The organism is Cypionkella sp. TWP1-2-1b2 (assembly GCF_049896245.1).
Classification (GTDB): Bacteria; Pseudomonadota; Alphaproteobacteria; order Rhodobacterales; family Rhodobacteraceae; genus Cypionkella.
Genome location: NZ_JAFCTX010000005.1, coordinates 55,909 through 72,315, shown reverse-complemented (window position 1 = coordinate 72,315; position 16,407 = coordinate 55,909). Strand labels below are relative to the sequence as shown.

Below are 16,407 nucleotides of genomic sequence, written 5' to 3'. Positions count from 1 at the left end.
TATTCTGGAACCCTCCGGCGCAGGCAGACTAAAAACGCGAGAAACATGTCAGGTTCAGCTCAAGATCGCCGCTTTCTGTTTTTGCAGGGTCCGCATGGCCCGTATTTCCATCGCCTTGGCAAAATGCTGACAGCCGCAGGCGCGCAGGTCTGGCGCGTGGGCTTCAACCGGGGCGACCGCGCGCTTTGGCCCAGCGATGACAGCTACATCGCCTATAAAGGCACGCTGCAAGACTGGCCGCTGGCCTTCCGCGCGGTGATCGAGCAAAAGCAAATCACCGATATCGTGCTATATGGCGACACCCGGCCCATCCATGCCACAGCTGTCGCTGCCGCCCGCGCCGCCGGCATAACGGTACATGTGTTTGAGGAAGGCTATCTGCGGCCCTATTGGATCAGCTATGAACGTGGCGGCTCGAACGGCAATTCGCGGCTGATGCAGATGTCCGTGCCGCAGATGCAAAAGGCGCTCGAGGCTTTGGACATGGAACTCCCCGACGCCCCCGCCCGGTGGGGTGACATGCGCCAGCATATGTTCTGGGGCGCGCTCTATCATTGGTTCGTAATGACCGGATTTTGGGATTATCGCAATTTTCGACCGCATCGCGCCCTAAGCGTGCGGCAAGAATTCTGGCTTTATGTCAAACGCCTTGTGCTGCTGCCCGTGCATCGCTGGGAGCGTATCGCCGCCACTTTCCGCATCAAACACGGCGGCTTCCCCTATCATCTGGTGCTGCTGCAACTGGAACATGACGCCAGCTTTCAAATGCACTCGCCGTTCAAAACCATGACCGAGTTTCTGGCGCTGGTGATCGAAGGCTTCGCCAAAGGTGCCGCCCCGCATCACCACATCGTCTTCAAAGCCCACCCTTTGGAAGATGGCCGTGTCCCCGTTGCGCGTGAAATCAAACGCTTGGCCGCCCTGCATGGCGTGACCTCTCGCGTGCATTTCGTGCGCGGCGGCAAATTGGCGGCGCTTTTGAACCACGCCCGCTCTGCCGTGACAGTGAATTCTACCGCCGCCCAGCAAGTTCTGTGGCGCGGATTGCCGCTAAAAACCTTTGGTGCTGCGGTCTATGCCAAACCTGAATTCGTCTCCACCCAAAGCCTGAAAGACTTCTTCACCCTGCCCACCCGCCCCGACAGCCGCGCTTACCGCGATTATCGCCACTATTTGTTGGAAACCAGCCAAGTGCCGGGCGGCTTCTACAGTGCGCGCGGGCGGCGTGAATTGCTACGACAGGTGGTAGATATGATGCTGCAACCGGAAGACCCCTACGATGCGCTTACTTCGGGCAAAGCGGCACCACGGCAACAGTTGCACCTCGTTAAGTGAACAAAAAAAGCAAGACTGGCATTTTGTTTCGTCTTTCTGTAGCCTTGCAGGCAAAACTTGAGGCAAATCCAGTTAAAGGAGCCCGGGCAGTGAAAATTACCGGAACGAGGGGGGCGAAAGCCCTTGCCCTTGTGGCGCTTGTCGGTGCGGTCGGGGCCTGTGGCCTGCCGCGCTCTGGCCCCAACAAGGCAGAAATCTTCAAAGGCTCGGTCCTGAAACAGGGCGACGCCTTCATCGTGACGGTCAACGCGCGGGTGACCCGCGCCACCGCCGTGACGCCCGCGCTGGGGTTCAGTTCGGCTTTCCGCAATGCCGGGGTGGTCGGATCAGATGTGATCTCGCCGGGGGATGTGCTGGGCCTGACGATCTATGAAAACGTCAAGGATGATCCGCTGCTCGGCAATACCGGGCAACGCGTTTCCGCCCTGACCGAGATTCAGGTCGATGGTGCAGGCTACATTTTCGTGCCCTATGCCGGAAAAATCAAAGCGGCGGGACAGTCGCCCGACGGTTTGCGCAACATTATAACCAAAAAGCTCGACACCCAGACGCCTGATCCGCAAATCTCGGTGCAGCGTCTGGCTGGCGATGGTTCGACCGTCTCGGTTTCCGGTTTCGCCGGGGCCAGCGGTGTGTTCCCGATTGAACGCCCAACCCGCACGCTGTCCGCCATGCTTTCAAAGGCGGGTGGCGTGACGATTGAACCTGCCGTTGCCATCGTGCGGGTCACGCGCGGCAATAAGACCGGCTCGATTTGGCTGGAAGACCTCTACTCCAACCCCGGTCTCGATATCGCTTTGCGTCCCGGTGACAAAATCACCGTCGAGAAAGACACCCGCTCTTTCGTGGCGATGGGGGCCACTGGCTCGCAAAGCAAGATCCCGTTTGAAACCCAAACCCTCTCGGCAATTGAGGCTTTGGCCACCGTTGGCGGCCTGAACACCGGCACCGCAGACCCCACCGGGGTGTTCGTGTTCCGCAACGAGCCCGCCGAAGTTGCCAATTCCGTGCTGGGTCGCCGCGATCTGAAAGGCGATCAGCGCATGGTCTATGTGCTTGATCTTACTCAACCAACTGGCATGTTTGAGGCGCGCGACTTCCTGATCCGCGACGGCGACACCGTCTATGTCACCGAAGCGCCCTTCGTGCAGTGGACCAAAACCCTGTCGGCGATTTCGGGCTCGACTGCTGCGGCCAACAACATCGCCACCACGGGGCAATGAGCGGGTCTTGACCGTAGCCGGACCCAACAGCCAAGCCGCCGGGATCATTCCCCGGCGGCTTTTCTATTACAACGCGGGCTTCCTGCGCCAACCCCACCTGCGCCGGATACTCGCGCTGGCCGGGTATGACTTGTGCCTCAGCCTGCCCGGCCCCGAGGATGGCGTGGTGGTCTGGGGCCGCTCGCCCTACGCGCGGCGCGGTGAGGCGATTGCAGCACGCTATAATGTACCATTGATCCGTGTCGAGGATGCTTTTCTGCGTTCCATCCGCCCCGGTCGCTTGGGCGATGCGCCCTTGGGCCTACTGATCGACGGCCTCGGCGTATATTTCGACAGTGGCACCCCGTCTATGCTAGAGACGATCCTCGCCAAACACTCCTTAGACGATTCGAACTTATTGGCCCGCGCAAGGGACGGTATTGCCAGAATCCGCACCCTAGACTTGTCAAAATACAACCTTCACCGCGCAGACGCTCCCTTGCCCGCTCCTGGCTATGTGCTGGTGGTGGATCAAACCACAGGCGATGCCTCGATCCGCCATTCCGGGGCAAATGCCGCCCGCTTTGCCGAGATGCTGGCGACCGCGCAAAGCGAACACCCCACTGCCCGCATTGTGATCAAGACCCATCCCGAGACGCAACTCGGCCTGCGTCGCGGCCATTTCACCGCCGCCGATCAAACCGACCGCATCCGCCTGCTGACAAGCCCCGTATCGCCTTGGGCGCTTCTAGAGGGTGCCATCGCCGTCTACACAGTGTCCTCGCAACTCGGGTTCGAGGCTGTTCTCGCAGGCCACCGTCCCCACGTCTTCGGCCAGCCGTTCTACGCAGGATGGGGCCTGACTTCTGACGCTTTCCCCATCGACCGCCGCAAACGCGTCCTGACCAAAACCCAGCTTTTCGCCGCCGCGATGATCCTCGCGCCCACTTGGGTCGATCCCTGCCGTAACCGGTTGTGCAGCTTTGAAGAGGCTGTCGATCAACTAGAGGCCGAAGCCCGCGCCCACCGCGAAGATCGGCTTGGTCATGTCGCGCTTGGGATGCGCGTGTGGAAGCGCGCCCGGTTGCAAGCCGTATTCGGTCGCGAAAAGTCGATGATTTTTCAGGATAATCCTACGAAAGCCATCGCCAAAGCCCGCGCCACGGGCCGGGGTCTGCTCGTCTGGGCAGGCAAAGAGCCCGCTGACCTGCCCGAAACCTTGACCATCCGCCGGGTTGAGGATGGTTTCCTGCGCTCGCGGGGCTTGGGTGCCGAACTCGTACCACCGCTTTCCCTCGTCACCGACGATCTCGGCATCTACTACGATCCCACCCGCGAAAGCCGCCTTGAACAGCTGATCCAAACCCCGCTGCCCCCTGATGCCGCGCGCCGCACTGAAAAGCTGATCGCCGCCCTGATCGCCGCGCGGCTTTCGAAATATAACCTCTCCGGCAGCCTGCCCGATCTGCCCGAAGGCATGCGCGTGCTTGTTCCCGGTCAGGTCGAGGATGACGCTTCAATCCGCCTTGGTGCAGGCGATATCCGTACCAACCTTGCATTGCTGCAAGCCGCCCGTTCCGCCCATCCCAACGCGACAATCATCTACAAACCCCACCCCGATGTTGAGGCTGGCCTGCGCCCCGGCACCATTCCAGACGCCACTCTGCGCGGTCTGGCAAATGTCATTGCCCACCACGCCGACCCGATTCAACTGATCGAGGCCTGTGACGCCGTCGTCACCATGACTTCGCTGCTTGGCTTCGAGGCTCTGCTGCGCGGCAAACGCGTCACCTGCGTTGGCGCACCGTTTTATGCCGGATGGGGCCTGACCCAAGACTTGGGCCAAATCCCGGCACGGCGCAAACAAGCCAAAGATGGCCATCCGCTGCCCCGCCCCAGCCTTCTCGCCCTCGCCCACGCCGCCCTGATCGCCTATCCGCGCTATTACGATCCGGTCAGCCGCAAGCCCTGCCCGCCCGAAGTGGTGATCCACCGCTTGGCCACAGGCACCGATACCCCAACCGGGTTGGGACTTCGCCTTCTGGCAAAGCTACAGGGGCGGTTTGCCACCTATTCCCGGTTTTGGCGTTAACCACGCTCGGGCCATTCTAGCCCGCAGCGGCCTGGCGATTTTGGCCTTCGCCAAACCGCCCGTTCAGTAAATATACCGGATCTGTTCGGTCCAGTACCGCTCCATCCGCTTCAGCGATTGGTTCATGTTTTCCATGTTATTGGCATCGACCAGACCCCGCTTCGCCAGTCCTTCGGCATGGCGCTGGAACAGATCGGTGAGCATCCCGCGCACCCGGCGGCCCTTTTCCGACAGCCGCACCCGCACCGAACGGCGGTCAATCTCCGAGCGCTGATGGTGCATATAGCCCAGTTCGACCAGCTTTTTCAGGTTATATGACACGTTCGAGCCTTGGTAATAGCCGCGCGATTTCAACTCGCCCGCCGTCACCTCATTCTCGCCAATGTTGAACAACAGCAAAGCCTGAACCGAGTTGATCTCAAGCACCGCCACCCGTTCAAATTCATCCTTGATCACGTCCAAAAGCAGCCGATGCAGCCGCTCCAGCAACGCCAGATTGTCGAGATAGCCCGCCATCAACAGCTTTTGCGAGCCGTCCAGCAGGGGGTCATTTAAACTCATTTGTTAACTCCGCGAGCGATGGCACCTGCGGATAGAATCGGCATAAAACAAAAACATATCGTAAACTCGCCACGATTTTGGCGCAAATTACCGCACAGCCAGCCGCCCCCGCGCATAGACGCCAATTTCTGCAATCAATTCCGTTAGATAGCCGGGTGCAGGGTTCTGCCCCAACACCCATGGCAACAGGTCCTGATCGTTTTCCTCTAAAAGTTTATCGAAAACAACCAGCCTATCTTCGCTCATCCCTGCCAAATGCGCATCCGCATAGGGGCCCAAAATCAAATCCATCTCTTTCATGCCACGCCGCCAGCTGCGCATCGCCATCCGCTTCAGCCGCGCTTCTTCGGTTTCCCTCATTGTGCCATCCCTCGCAATTCGACTGCAAGTTTCTGCTCGGCCTGCGTCAGCTCTAAACCCAGCGTCTGCATTTGCCGACGCAGACGGGTGATATCGGCCAACACGCTGCGCGCAGGCAAAGCGAGCGGCTCGCGTGCATCGGGCGCGGCCACGCCTTCGCCCCGCCCCGACAGCAGCCACATCAGCGAGACATTCAGCATCCCGGCCAACATCTGCAAGCGATTGCCGCGCGGCTCCCATGCGTCGGCCTCCCAGCTTATGATCGTGGTGTCGCGCACGCCAAGCCGTTGCGCCAACTCGGTCTGGCTCATGCCACAGGATTCGCGCGCAGCCTCCAGCCTGTCGCCGAAGGTTGCAGCGGCTTCGCTATACCAAGTCTCGTTGTTGATTTCTGCCATCTTGCCTCTCCATAAGGTGATATCGCTTGATTGCGTAGGGGGTGCATCCTATGGCAATGAGGCGAAAATTGCAAACCAGCCCTCGGAGCCCGCCCCATGGCCTTCCTGTCCGACACCCTCGCCCGCGTCAAACCCTCGCCCACCATCGCCGTCACCACCAAGGCAGCCGAGCTCAAAGCCGCTGGCCGCGACGTGATCGGTCTGGGCGCGGGCGAGCCGGATTTTGACACCCCCCTTAATATTCGCAATGCCGCCAAGCGTGCAATTGATGCAGGAAAAACCCGCTACACGGCCGTTGATGGCATCCCGGAGCTGAAAAAGGCGATCTGCGAGAAATTCGCGCGTGAGAACGGCCTGACCTATGCGCCCAATCAAATCACCGTCGGCGCGGGCGGCAAGCAGACGCTGTACAACGCCTTGATGGCCACCTGTAATCCCGGTGACGAGGTGATCATCCCCGCGCCGTATTGGGTCAGCTACCCAGACATGGTGTTGCTCGCGGGCGGCACTCCGGTTCCGGTTGTGGCCACCATCGACACCGATTTCAAACTCACGCCCGCGCAGTTGGATGCCGCTATCACGCCGAAAACCAAGTGGTTCATCTTCAACTCGCCGTCCAATCCGACGGGCGCGGGCTACACCCGTGCCGAATTGCGCGCCCTGTGTGATGTGCTGCTGAAACACCCGCATGTCTGGATCATGTCCGATGATATGTATGAACATCTGGTGTTCGACGACTTTGAATTCACCAGCCCCGCGCAGATTGAGCCGAAACTCTACGACCGCACCCTGACCTGCAACGGTGTGTCGAAATCCTATGCGATGACTGGCTGGCGCATCGGCTATGCCGCAGGCCCCGCACATCTGATCAAAGCCATGGGCACGATCCAGTCGCAATCCACCTCAAACCCGTGCTCGGTCAGCCAATATGCGGCGTTGGAGGCCCTGACCGGCCCGCAAGACTTCCTTGCCCCCAACCGCAAAATCTTCCAACGCCGCCGCGATCTGGTGGTTTCGATGCTGAACGACGCCCGCGGCATCAAATGCCCGAAACCCGAAGGCGCGTTTTACGTCTACCCCGACATTTCCGGCTGCATCGGCAAAACCAGCGCCGCAGGCACCAAGATCAGCAATGACGAGGTCTTTGCCACCGCCCTTCTGGAAGAAACCGGCGTCGCCGTGGTGTTTGGTGCTGCCTTCGGTCTATCGCCAAACTTCCGCGTCAGCTACGCTACGGCGGACGAGACTTTGCGCGAAGCCTGCACCCGCATCCAGAATTTCTGCGCCACGCTGACCTGAAGGACGCTATGTCATCCGATCTGCCCGAGTTCTACTTCCGCATCCGTGACAACGGTGCTGCCGTGTTCCGGGTTGATACCGAAAACCGCCAGCGCCGCATCGACATGGAAGAAATCGCGCTGGTCAACGTCAAGAACGGCAATATCAAGCCGCATGGCGACCACAAACTGACGCCGGATGAAATCACGATGATCGGCAAATGGGTCGCCAAGCGCCAAGCCATGCTGGCCGCCCGCGATGTCGATGATATCCTGCGCGCCGTCGATCACATGAACCTGACGACGCAATGGGTACAGTCCAAAGCCTCGGACGCGCAGTTAGAGGAAGTTACCGACCTTCTGCTTCTCGCCATGCACGACCTTCGCTCCGTTCTGGTGCGCAAAAAGGCCGAGCGTCTGATGAAGGGCGAAGCGGCGGAGTAATCACCGCACCCGGTGCCAGAACCGCCACATCATCGTCACTGCCGCGAACACCAGCCCAATCACCAGCCCTGCCCACAAACCAATGCCGCCCATTCCAGCATGGAACGCGAGGAAATAGCCGCAGGGAATCCCGATCCCCCAATAGCTGACCGCCGCCGCAATCATCGGCACCCTTGTGTCCTTGATCGCCCGCAGCAAGCCCAGCGCCATCACCTGCATCGCATCCGCCATCTGAAACAGCGCTGCCATCGCCAGCAGCGTGACACCAAAGGCAATGATCTCAGCGCTCTGCGGTTTGCTCTCGTCCAGAAACAGCGAAATAATCGCCACTGGAAAGCTGAGAAACAGCACAACCATCACCGCGCCAAACCCGATCGACAGCGCAATCGCAACCTTGGCCGCATCGCGCAGGCCTTGGGCGTCACCCGCGCCATCTGCCCGCCCGGCCCGCACCGTCGCGGCATTGGACAACCCCAGATGCACCATGAACGACAGTGCCGCGACCTCCATGGTGATGCCATGCGCTGCCAGTTCCACCGTGCCAATCCAGCCCATCATCAGCGCCGTCGCCTGAAACAACCCGCTCTCGGCCAGCGAAGTCACCCCAATCGGCCACCCCAGCCGGAACACCTGATGCAAAGCTTGCCAATCGGGGCGCCAAAACCGCTGGAACAGCCGGAAATGCCGCAGTTCTGGCAGCCAACCGGCATAAATCGCCAGCGCCAGAGCCGTCAAAGACTGCACCAGAACCGAGGCTATCGCCGCCCCGCGCACGCCCAATTCCGGCGCACCCCAATGGCCAAAGATCAACGCATAGGCCAGCACAAGGTTGACCCCCACCGCCGCCAGCGTCACCCACAAAACCACCTGCGTGCGCTCTAACGCCGCTAGGTAATTCTTCAACACCATCACCAACAGCGCCGGGATCATCCCGAGCCCCGCGATCCGCAGAAAATCCTGCCCCAAAATCGAAACTTCAGGCCGCTGCCCTAGGGCCAGCAACAACGCCTCAGACCACCAAAACACCGGATACGTCAGCAAACCGAATCCAATCGACAACCACATCCCCATCCTTGTATCGCGCCGCACCTGGCCCTCATCGCCGCGCCCTACCGCCGTGGCAACCATCGGCAAAACCGCCTGCGCAAACCCCGCGCCAAGGATGAAAATCACGAAGAACGTCGAAGTTGCCAGCACCACGGCGGCGAGTTCATTCACCCCATACCAGCCCAACAGCACGGTATCGGTGACATGCAGTGCCATCTGCGCCAAATGACTGCCCACCAGCGGCAGCCCCAAGGCCAGTGTCGCGCGGGCATGTAAGATGTAGGACATTCTTTTGATCATATCGCAGCCTTACAAGTCCCAGATCACCGCCACAAGACACCGCTTCCGCCGCAGCGCAGCGCACCCGGCTCAGCGCATCGCAGCAACGCAATGTCGGATTTCACGAAACCCCGTCGATAACGCGGCATTTACATTCCCCACTCCGCGCGCCTACCGTAAGCCCTGTCATAGAGTGACCGCGATGCCGCCCAACTCCACCCGCCAGATCAAGCCACCGCAAATCCACCTTATCCGCGCCTATGACATCCGCGCAGGCACACCCACGCTTGGAGCCCGTCTGCTGGTCGACCGCCTTTGGCCGCGCGGCATCGCCAAATCCGATCTGCCGATTGAGGCTTGGCTCAAATCCGCCACCCCCAGCCCCAACCTGCGCAAATGGTTCGGCCACGATCCCGCCAAATGGGCCGATTTCACCGCCCGTTACCGCGCCGAACTGACCGCCACGCCCGAACCCCTCGCCGAAGCGCTGAAGTGGTGCCGCAAAGGCCCCGTCACCCTGATCTACGCCGCCCGCGATACCAATCACACCCACGCCCTGATCCTGCGTGATGTGCTTCTCGAAACCCTAACGCACGAGGCAAATCATGCCTAACCCCCTGCCCACGCATCAGAACCTGCGCACCCCCGTCTGCGACCTGCTTGGCTGCGAGCACCCGATCCTGCTGGCAGGCATGGGCGGCGTTGCCCGATCAGACCTCGTTGCAGCCGTCGCAAACGCAGGCGGCTACGGCATCCTCGGGATGGTCCGCGAATCCCCTGAGCTCATCGCGCGGGAAATCGACGCCATCCGCGCCCGCACCACAATGCCTTTCGCCGTCAACCTGATCCCCGCCGCAACCGACCCCGCTTTGCTCGACGCCGAACTCGACGCCTGCTTTGCGAAAAAAGTCGCCGCCATGTGTTTCTTCTGGCACCCCGTCCCCGCAGCCATCCAGCGCGCCAAAGCCGCTGGCTGCCTTGTGCTGCACCAAGTAGGCTCGCTGCAAGCAGCACTAGAAGCCGAAGCCGCCGGAGCAGATGTGCTGATCGTGCAAGGTGTCGAGGCGGGCGGCCATGTCCACGGCACCGCCGCCGCTTTGATCTTGGTCGAGCAGGTCGCCCGCGCAAGCGCCCTCCCCATCGTCGCCTCAGGCGGTTTTGCCACCGGAGCCAGCCTCATCGCCGCCCGCGCCTTGGGGGCCCAAGCCATCCACTGCGGCACCGCCTTTCTCGCCACCGAAGAATCCTTCGCACATGATGACCACAAAGCCCGCGTGCTGGCGGCTTCTGCCGAGGATACCGTCTACACCGACATCTTCGCACTGAACTGGCCGCCGAACGCGCCGGTGCGCGTCATCCGCAATTCCGTCACCGATGCCATCGGCCACACCCTGACAGGCCACCACCCCGACACCCTGCCGCGCGAGATCATTGCCCATGAGGATGGCCGCCCGCTGCTGCGCTACAGCACCGACAGCCCGCTGCGCATCACCACGGGCAATCTCGAAGCCATGCCCAATTACGCCGGCCAAAGTGCTGCGCTGATCACCACCCTGCCCACCGCCGCCGCGCGCATCGCCACGATCTTGGCCGAGGCCCAAACGGCCCTCGCCCGGCTCACATCGCCATGACCCAAGCGCCCCGCCCCTACGCCTCCCCCGCTTGCCTTGCGCAGGAAATTGACCCCGATCATATCGACCCGCAACAAGCCACTGACGTCGCACGGTGGCGCAAAGTCGAACGCACCCGCCTGCTGACCGAGCGCGCCGCCCTCGCCGTCGCCACCCGCCAAGCTGCGGCCCAATCCATCGCCAGCCACCTTGACCACCTGCTCGCCCAGCGCTTTCCCAGCCTGAGTGGCCTGATCATCTCGGCTTGGTGGCCGATCAAAGCCGAACTTGACCTGCGCTTCTGGCTTGCCAGCCTCGCGGCAGAAGGGGCCACCGCCGCCCTGCCGCTGATCCTCACCCCGAAAGCCCCGCTCGCCTTTCGCGCCTGGACGCCCGAAACCCCGATGGAGCGCGGCTTCTGGAACATCCCCACCCCCGCGACGGGCCCCGAGATCACCCCCCATATCACGCTCTCGCCCCTCGTCGGTTGGGACAGCGCTGGCTTCCGCTTAGGCTACGGCGGTGGCTATTTCGACCGCACCCTTGCCAGCCTCACCCCTTCGCCCATCGCCATCGGCATCGGTCTGGATGCCGCCCACTTGCCCACAATCTTCCCACAACCGCATGATATTCCTATGGATTATATCCTGACAGAATCCGGCCCACAGCCGCTTCACGCCTGAGACGCAACGCCACATCTCCACCACCGAAAAATCCGCTATACTTGCGCCATGGCTGATGAAACCCGCGTACTTTATAACGAAACCTGCCCGGTTTGCCGCTTTGAGATCGGCCATTACCGCAAGGCAGCCCTCGCTGAAGATCTGCCCCTACGCTTCGATGACCTGACCCACGCCGCCGCTTGGGGTGTCACGCCCGAAGCTGCCGCAAAACGCCTGCATGTCCTGCACCAAGGCCAACTGCTCTCTGGTATCCCGGCCTTCCAAATCCTCTGGGCGCAACTGCCACGCTGGCGGCTGGTCGCCCGCATCACCGCATTACCGCTGATCCACCCGCTGACATGCGCGTTGTACGATCACGTCATGGCCCCGATCCTTTACAGCGCCCACAAACGCCGCGAAACGGCCAAAAACCTGCCGCAATAGCCTGACAACCTGCACGGGAATTCCCGGTGAGGTTGCCCCATGTTGCGCTTAATTTTCCTGCTGCTGCCGCTGCCCGGTTACGCGCTCCCCCAGTCCGAACCCGTGCTCTGCGCCGAAGGCACCGAGATCACCGCCGACCTGCTGCACCCTGTTCTGCCCCATTGCACCCCCGCCCCACAGCAATCGCGGGCCCCGCAGCCCAATGCGTAACCTCCTGCTGCTGCTCTGCCTTCTCGCTTCACCCGCCCAAGCCGCAATCAGCTTTGACGATCTGCGCGCGCTCGTGCTGGCCCGTGATTTCGTCGCCACCGATGCCGCCCTGATCGCCGCCCACACCGAATACACCGCCGCCCAGACCCCCGATGCCGAGCGTGATCTCTATGTTGTCTTCGGCCTGACCGACCCCGCCATTGGCCAGTTTGTGCTGGATTGGGCAGAGAATGATCCCGACAACCCCCGCGCACTGACCGCCAAAGCCTGGAATCTCTATGACTGGGGTTGGATTTTACGCGGCGAACGCACGATGCAAAACACCACGAACCAAGCGTTCGCGGCGATAACCTCCCGCCACCGCGCCGCCTTCCCGCTGTTCAAACGCGCGACCGAACTGCAACCCGACCTGATCCCGGCCTCGGACGGTTTGCTGCGCCTGACCGCAACCTTGGGCAACAAATCCATTATTCCTCTGGAACTTGAACGCATCATGACCAGCCAGCCCAATCGCGGCAGCCTGATGCGGGCGATGTTTGCGCTGGCCCCGCAATGGAACGGACGCCCCGAACAGGTCAACCTGCTCTGTGATCGCTACGCGCCAAAGATCACCGACATCAAAGACTACAGCCCCGAAGTCTGCCGCATCGACGCGGTGTATTACGCCAATTTCTGGTATGGCGACCAACGCGCCGCAGCACACCAACTGTTGATGTTCACGCCCAATCCCGTGCTGGATTACGCGCGCCTGAATGATCTGATGGATGGCTTGACCTCTGGACAAGACGCCATCGAGATGTTGGAAAACGTCAAGGCCGAGCGCAATCTGACCACGCGTGAGGCGCGCAAACTCGATATCTTCCGCAATGAACGAAACAACGTCTCACCCCTTGACGCAACCTTCCCCGAATACCGCCTTGCCCTTCAGAGAACGATCCCCGAACTGCAAACGGCACTTGCGAAAGACCCGCTGAACCCCAGCCTATTGCATCACTACTTCGCCATTCTAAGCGATGCCGAGGCATTCGCCAACCGACCCGTAACCGCCGCCGAAAAAGCCGATCTCGTCACGCGCCTGCAAGCGACACTAAAGCTGGTGCCGACAGCGCCAGAGCTTTGGCTCGACATTACCGAGCTTACCCTGCGCGCGCAGGATTTGGACAGTATCGCCCGCGCAGAGCCGTATTTCCACAACGCCATCCACTATTCTCTCTACGATGTCTGGGCATTGTCCCAAGCCGTTCGGCCGAAGGTGCAAATCGTTCAGGATCAGAACAACCTGATGCGCGCCGCGGATATTTCCGACTTTACTCCCGAACAACTGGCCAAGCTGGACGAGATCGTGAACTGCCCGCTGGCCAAGCAACTCAGCTTCCTGCGCATGATCTGCGAAAACAGGGGCACGCCAGAAAACCAATGCGGCAACGGTGCTGCGACCGACAATGTGGTGTGGGATCGCTTGAAAGACCGCATCAACGCCGGAGTCTGTGAGAAAGAATTCAGCGAAGCGATGCAATTCACGTATGAACAACCCGCCAAAGTCGATTTCTGATCGCACAATTCGATCACAGCCCGCCCCAAATTCGCAACATTTCTGATCGCCCTACCCGATCAGAATCACAACCCAAGCCACCCCGCCCGCAATCGCCGTCAAAGCCACCGCCGCCGAGCCGCAATCCTTCGCCTTCTTGGCGCGCGGATCATCGGCCTTTGAGATGTAATCGACGACTTCCTCCAGCCCGGTGTTCATCAACTCCGCCGCCAGCACCAACAGGCCCAAGGCAAGGATCAGACCACGCTCGGCCACCGATATCTCAATCGAAAACGCCAAAGTCGCGGACAGCACGTTCACCACAGTCCATTGCCGCAAGGTCTTTTCCGTAGCCCAAGCCGCAACCCAACCGTCCCACGACCAAATCACCGTATTGGCAAACCGCCGTGCCTCGGCGCGCAAAATATCCCGCATGGCTCCCCCCATTTGAGGCCGCCATCCAAGCGCAAGCCTCACGCCTTGGCAAGCGCCTCAAGATAAGCCCGCACCGCAGTCACCACATGCGCAAAGCGGTCGCCGCCCAGATGCACACCACCGTACCAACGCGTCACCACCACGATATGGTTTCGCAACTCGGCCCGCTCCAGCATCTTCAGGATCACCGCCGCAGCACCCGCCTCGCCATCATCGCCCTTCACAGCGCCACCGTCCGACAGCACGCATGCCCAAGTGTTATGCGTCGCCTTGGCGAATTTCTTGGCCCGCTTCAGATCGACCAAAAACGCCTCAACCCCCGCGCGCCCCCGCACGGGCCCGCCTGACACCGCATAACGCGAGCCACGATCCCGCAAAACATCCATGATCTGCAACATGCTGGTTCCGTTTCCACTGTAGAAGCCTCCGGCGGGAGTATTTGAGCCAGTATGAAATGCAAAGCGCAATGCCTTGGGCTTGACTTCACCCAATGGGCAGAGTGTATCGGGCAAAACCGATCTAGCCTCCGTGAAGGGGAAGTCCATGCACGCCTATCGCAGCCACACTTGCGCCGATTTGAATAAATCTCATGTGGGCAATGACGTCCGCCTTTCGGGTTGGGTGCATCGGGTGCGCGATCACGGCGGCGTGTTGTTCATCGACCTGCGCGACCATTATGGCATCACCCAAGTCATCGCCGACAGCGACAGCCCGGCCTTCGCCGATATCAACAAAGTCCGCGCCGAATGGGTGGTGCGGATTGATGGCCGGGTGAAGGGCCGCGATGCGTCGCTGGTCAACGCCAAACTGCCAACCGGTGAGATTGAGGTCTACGCCACTGGCCTGACCGTGCTGGGTGCCGCCGAGGAACTGCCGCTTCCGGTGTTCGGCGATGTCGATTACCCCGAGGAAACCCGGCTGACCTACCGCTTTCTCGATCTGCGCCGCGAAAAACTGCACCGCAACATGATGCTGCGCTCGAACGTGGTGCGCTCGATGCGCAACCGGATGTGGGATCAGGGTTTTACCGAGTTTCAGACCCCGATCATCACCGCATCTTCACCCGAAGGCGCGCGCGACTTTCTGGTGCCGTCGCGGTTGCATCCCGGCAAATTCTACGCTTTGCCGCAAGCGCCGCAGCAGTTCAAACAACTGATCATGGTGGCGGGATTTGACCGCTATTTCCAGATTGCACCCTGCTTCCGCGATGAAGATCCGCGCGCAGACCGCTCGCCGACCGACTTTTATCAGCTTGATATTGAAATGTCTTTTGTCGAGCAGGAAGATGTCTTCGCCGCCGTGCAACCGGTGGTGCAAGGCATCTTTGAAGAATTCGCGCCGTGCAAGAAAACCTATTCCGACTGGACCAAGATCGCCTACCGCGATAGCCTGAAATGGTATGGTTCCGACAAACCCGACCTGCGCAACCCGATCAAGATGCAGGACGTGTCGGAGCATTTCGCAGGCTCCGGTTTTGCAATCTTCGCCAAATTGCTGGAGCAACCCGGCAATGAAGTGCGGGCTATTCCGGCCCCAAAAGGCCCCAGCGGCGAGCCTGTCGGGCGCAAATTCTGCGACCGCATGAACGCGTTTGCGCAGAAAGAAGGTTTGCCGGGGATGGGGTATATCTTCTGGCGAAATCAAATTGCTGATGCGCTTCGTGATTGGTGTCTGGGGCGTGTAGCCAGCAACAGAGCCGTTCTGGAAGCGATGAAATCACTACCTGACGCAGATATCGAAAACGCCGAGCGTATTCGGAAAGATATTGAGTCTGGGGATGGTAAAAAGATAGCAAACGCAAGCACGGAAATTGAGAACACATTTACCCATTTGAATGAAGCCGCTGGCCCCCTCGCCAAAAACATCGGTCCCGAACGCACCGAAGCCATCCGCCAACAACTCGGCCTCGGCCTTGGCGACGCCGCGTTCTTCCTCGGCGGCAAGCCGGAAACCTTCGAGGCGATCTCCGGCCGTGCCCGCAATGAAATCGGCCGCGAACTAAACCTCACCGAGCAGAACTGCTTCAAATTCGCTTGGATCGTCGATTTCCCGATGTATGAGAAAACCGATGACGGCAAGATTGATTTCTCCCACAACCCGTTCTCGATGCCACAAGGCGGGCTGGAGGCGCTGAACGGCGATCCGCTGGAAGTCTATGCTTATCAATATGATCTGGCCTGCAACGGTTACGAGTTGATCTCTGGCGGCATCCGCAACCACAAGCCCGAAATCATGTTCAAGGCGTTTGAACTGGCGGGCTATCCGAACTCCGAGGTTGAAAAACGCTTCGGCGGCATGGTCAAAGCCTTCAAATACGGCGCCCCGCCGCACGGTGGTTGCGCCGCTGGCATCGACCGTATCGTGATGCTGCTGGCCGATGAGCCGAACATCCGCGAGGTCATTATGTTCCCGATGAACCAGCGTGCCGAAGACATGTTGATGGGCGCACCGTCTGAACCCACCAACGCCCAGATGCGTGAGCTGTCCCTGCGCGTCACGCCGAAAGAATAAGCGCTGAAC

Annotated in this window: 18 protein-coding genes; 12 read left to right on the top strand and 6 right to left on the bottom strand. The window is 60.6% G+C overall.

Annotated elements, in window-relative coordinates; genetic code table 11:
• The first annotated feature begins 45 nt into the window (after positions 1–45).
• The 3 genes from ACP7AP_RS04445 (at position 46) to ACP7AP_RS04435 (ending at position 4,629) form a co-directional block, all read left to right on the top strand.
• Positions 46–1,335: a capsule biosynthesis protein gene (locus ACP7AP_RS04445; protein ID WP_426032635.1), complete on the top strand. Its 1,290-nt coding sequence runs from the start codon at positions 46–48 to the stop codon at positions 1,333–1,335.
• A gap of 89 nt (positions 1,336–1,424) precedes the next feature.
• On the top strand, positions 1,425–2,558 hold the full coding sequence (locus ACP7AP_RS04440) for a polysaccharide biosynthesis/export family protein (protein WP_426032633.1): 1,134 nt from the start codon (positions 1,425–1,427) through the stop codon (positions 2,556–2,558).
• Positions 2,559–2,565: 7 nt separating this feature from the next.
• Entirely contained in the window at positions 2,566–4,629 is a 2,064-nt protein-coding gene (locus ACP7AP_RS04435) for a capsular polysaccharide biosynthesis protein (RefSeq protein WP_426032631.1), read from the top strand.
• 63 nt (positions 4,630–4,692) lie between these two features.
• Here ACP7AP_RS04435 and ACP7AP_RS04430 read toward each other — a convergent pair whose 3' ends face one another.
• The 3 genes from ACP7AP_RS04430 to ACP7AP_RS04420 form a co-directional block, all read right to left on the bottom strand.
• The gene (locus tag ACP7AP_RS04430; protein WP_426032629.1) at positions 4,693–5,190 is read right to left on the bottom strand and encodes a MarR family winged helix-turn-helix transcriptional regulator; all 498 of its coding nucleotides are present in this window, start codon (positions 5,188–5,190) and stop codon (positions 4,693–4,695) included.
• An 87-nt stretch (positions 5,191–5,277) separates the two neighbouring features.
• Positions 5,278–5,550 (bottom strand): succinate dehydrogenase assembly factor 2, encoded by a 273-nt coding sequence (locus tag ACP7AP_RS04425; RefSeq protein ID WP_426032628.1) that lies wholly within the window; start codon positions 5,548–5,550, stop codon positions 5,278–5,280.
• Positions 5,547–5,948: a helix-turn-helix domain-containing protein gene (locus tag ACP7AP_RS04420; RefSeq protein ID WP_426032626.1), complete on the bottom strand. Its 402-nt coding sequence runs from the start codon at positions 5,946–5,948 to the stop codon at positions 5,547–5,549. Before ACP7AP_RS04420 ends, ACP7AP_RS04425 begins: the two co-directional genes overlap by 4 nt.
• Before the next feature lie 96 nt (positions 5,949–6,044).
• Between ACP7AP_RS04420 and ACP7AP_RS04415 the strand changes: the two genes are divergently transcribed.
• Positions 6,045–7,247 carry a pyridoxal phosphate-dependent aminotransferase gene (locus ACP7AP_RS04415; protein ID WP_426032624.1) on the top strand — a complete coding sequence of 401 codons (1,203 nt, stop codon included), beginning with the start codon at positions 6,045–6,047 and terminating at the stop codon, positions 7,245–7,247.
• Positions 7,248–7,255: 8 nt separating this feature from the next.
• On the top strand, positions 7,256–7,669 hold the full coding sequence (locus ACP7AP_RS04410) for a hypothetical protein (RefSeq protein WP_426032622.1): 414 nt from the start codon (positions 7,256–7,258) through the stop codon (positions 7,667–7,669).
• Here ACP7AP_RS04410 and ACP7AP_RS04405 read toward each other — a convergent pair whose 3' ends face one another.
• Positions 7,670–9,004 (bottom strand): MATE family efflux transporter, encoded by a 1,335-nt coding sequence (locus ACP7AP_RS04405; protein WP_426032620.1) that lies wholly within the window; start codon positions 9,002–9,004, stop codon positions 7,670–7,672.
• A 193-nt stretch (positions 9,005–9,197) separates the two neighbouring features.
• Between ACP7AP_RS04405 and ACP7AP_RS04400 the strand changes: the two genes are divergently transcribed.
• Genes ACP7AP_RS04400 through ACP7AP_RS04375 form a run of 6 tightly spaced genes read left to right on the top strand, consistent with a single transcriptional unit; the run spans position 9,198 to position 13,473 of the window.
• The gene (locus ACP7AP_RS04400) at positions 9,198–9,608 is read left to right on the top strand and encodes a DUF488 domain-containing protein (protein ID WP_426032618.1); all 411 of its coding nucleotides are present in this window, start codon (positions 9,198–9,200) and stop codon (positions 9,606–9,608) included.
• Entirely contained in the window at positions 9,601–10,626 is a 1,026-nt protein-coding gene (locus tag ACP7AP_RS04395; protein WP_426032616.1) for an NAD(P)H-dependent flavin oxidoreductase, read from the top strand. The genes ACP7AP_RS04400 and ACP7AP_RS04395 overlap by 8 nt, the downstream gene beginning before the upstream one ends.
• Entirely contained in the window at positions 10,623–11,288 is a 666-nt protein-coding gene (locus tag ACP7AP_RS04390; RefSeq protein ID WP_426032614.1) for a 5-formyltetrahydrofolate cyclo-ligase, read from the top strand. Before ACP7AP_RS04395 ends, ACP7AP_RS04390 begins: the two co-directional genes overlap by 4 nt.
• Positions 11,289–11,336: 48 nt before the next feature.
• Positions 11,337–11,711, top strand: coding sequence for a thiol-disulfide oxidoreductase DCC family protein (locus ACP7AP_RS04385; protein WP_426032612.1), 375 nt, complete (start codon positions 11,337–11,339; stop codon positions 11,709–11,711).
• Positions 11,712–11,750: 39 nt separating this feature from the next.
• Positions 11,751–11,921: a hypothetical protein gene (locus ACP7AP_RS04380; protein ID WP_426032610.1), complete on the top strand. Its 171-nt coding sequence runs from the start codon at positions 11,751–11,753 to the stop codon at positions 11,919–11,921.
• Positions 11,914–13,473 (top strand): hypothetical protein, encoded by a 1,560-nt coding sequence (locus ACP7AP_RS04375; RefSeq protein WP_426032608.1) that lies wholly within the window; start codon positions 11,914–11,916, stop codon positions 13,471–13,473. Before ACP7AP_RS04380 ends, ACP7AP_RS04375 begins: the two co-directional genes overlap by 8 nt.
• 51 nt (positions 13,474–13,524) lie before the next feature.
• On the opposite strand, the gene ACP7AP_RS04370 is transcribed toward ACP7AP_RS04375, so the two are convergent.
• A complete protein-coding gene (locus tag ACP7AP_RS04370) occupies positions 13,525–13,887 on the bottom strand; it encodes a diacylglycerol kinase (RefSeq protein WP_426032606.1) in 363 nt (120 codons plus the stop codon).
• 38 nt (positions 13,888–13,925) lie between these two features.
• Positions 13,926–14,285 carry a YigZ family protein gene (locus tag ACP7AP_RS04365; protein ID WP_426032605.1) on the bottom strand — a complete coding sequence of 120 codons (360 nt, stop codon included), beginning with the start codon at positions 14,283–14,285 and terminating at the stop codon, positions 13,926–13,928.
• A gap of 145 nt (positions 14,286–14,430) precedes the next feature.
• Here ACP7AP_RS04365 and aspS point away from each other — a divergent pair, with 145 nt between their 5' ends.
• Positions 14,431–16,398: an aspartate--tRNA ligase gene (gene aspS, locus ACP7AP_RS04360; RefSeq protein ID WP_426032603.1), complete on the top strand. Its 1,968-nt coding sequence runs from the start codon at positions 14,431–14,433 to the stop codon at positions 16,396–16,398.
• The last annotated feature ends 9 nt before the right edge of the window (positions 16,399–16,407 follow it).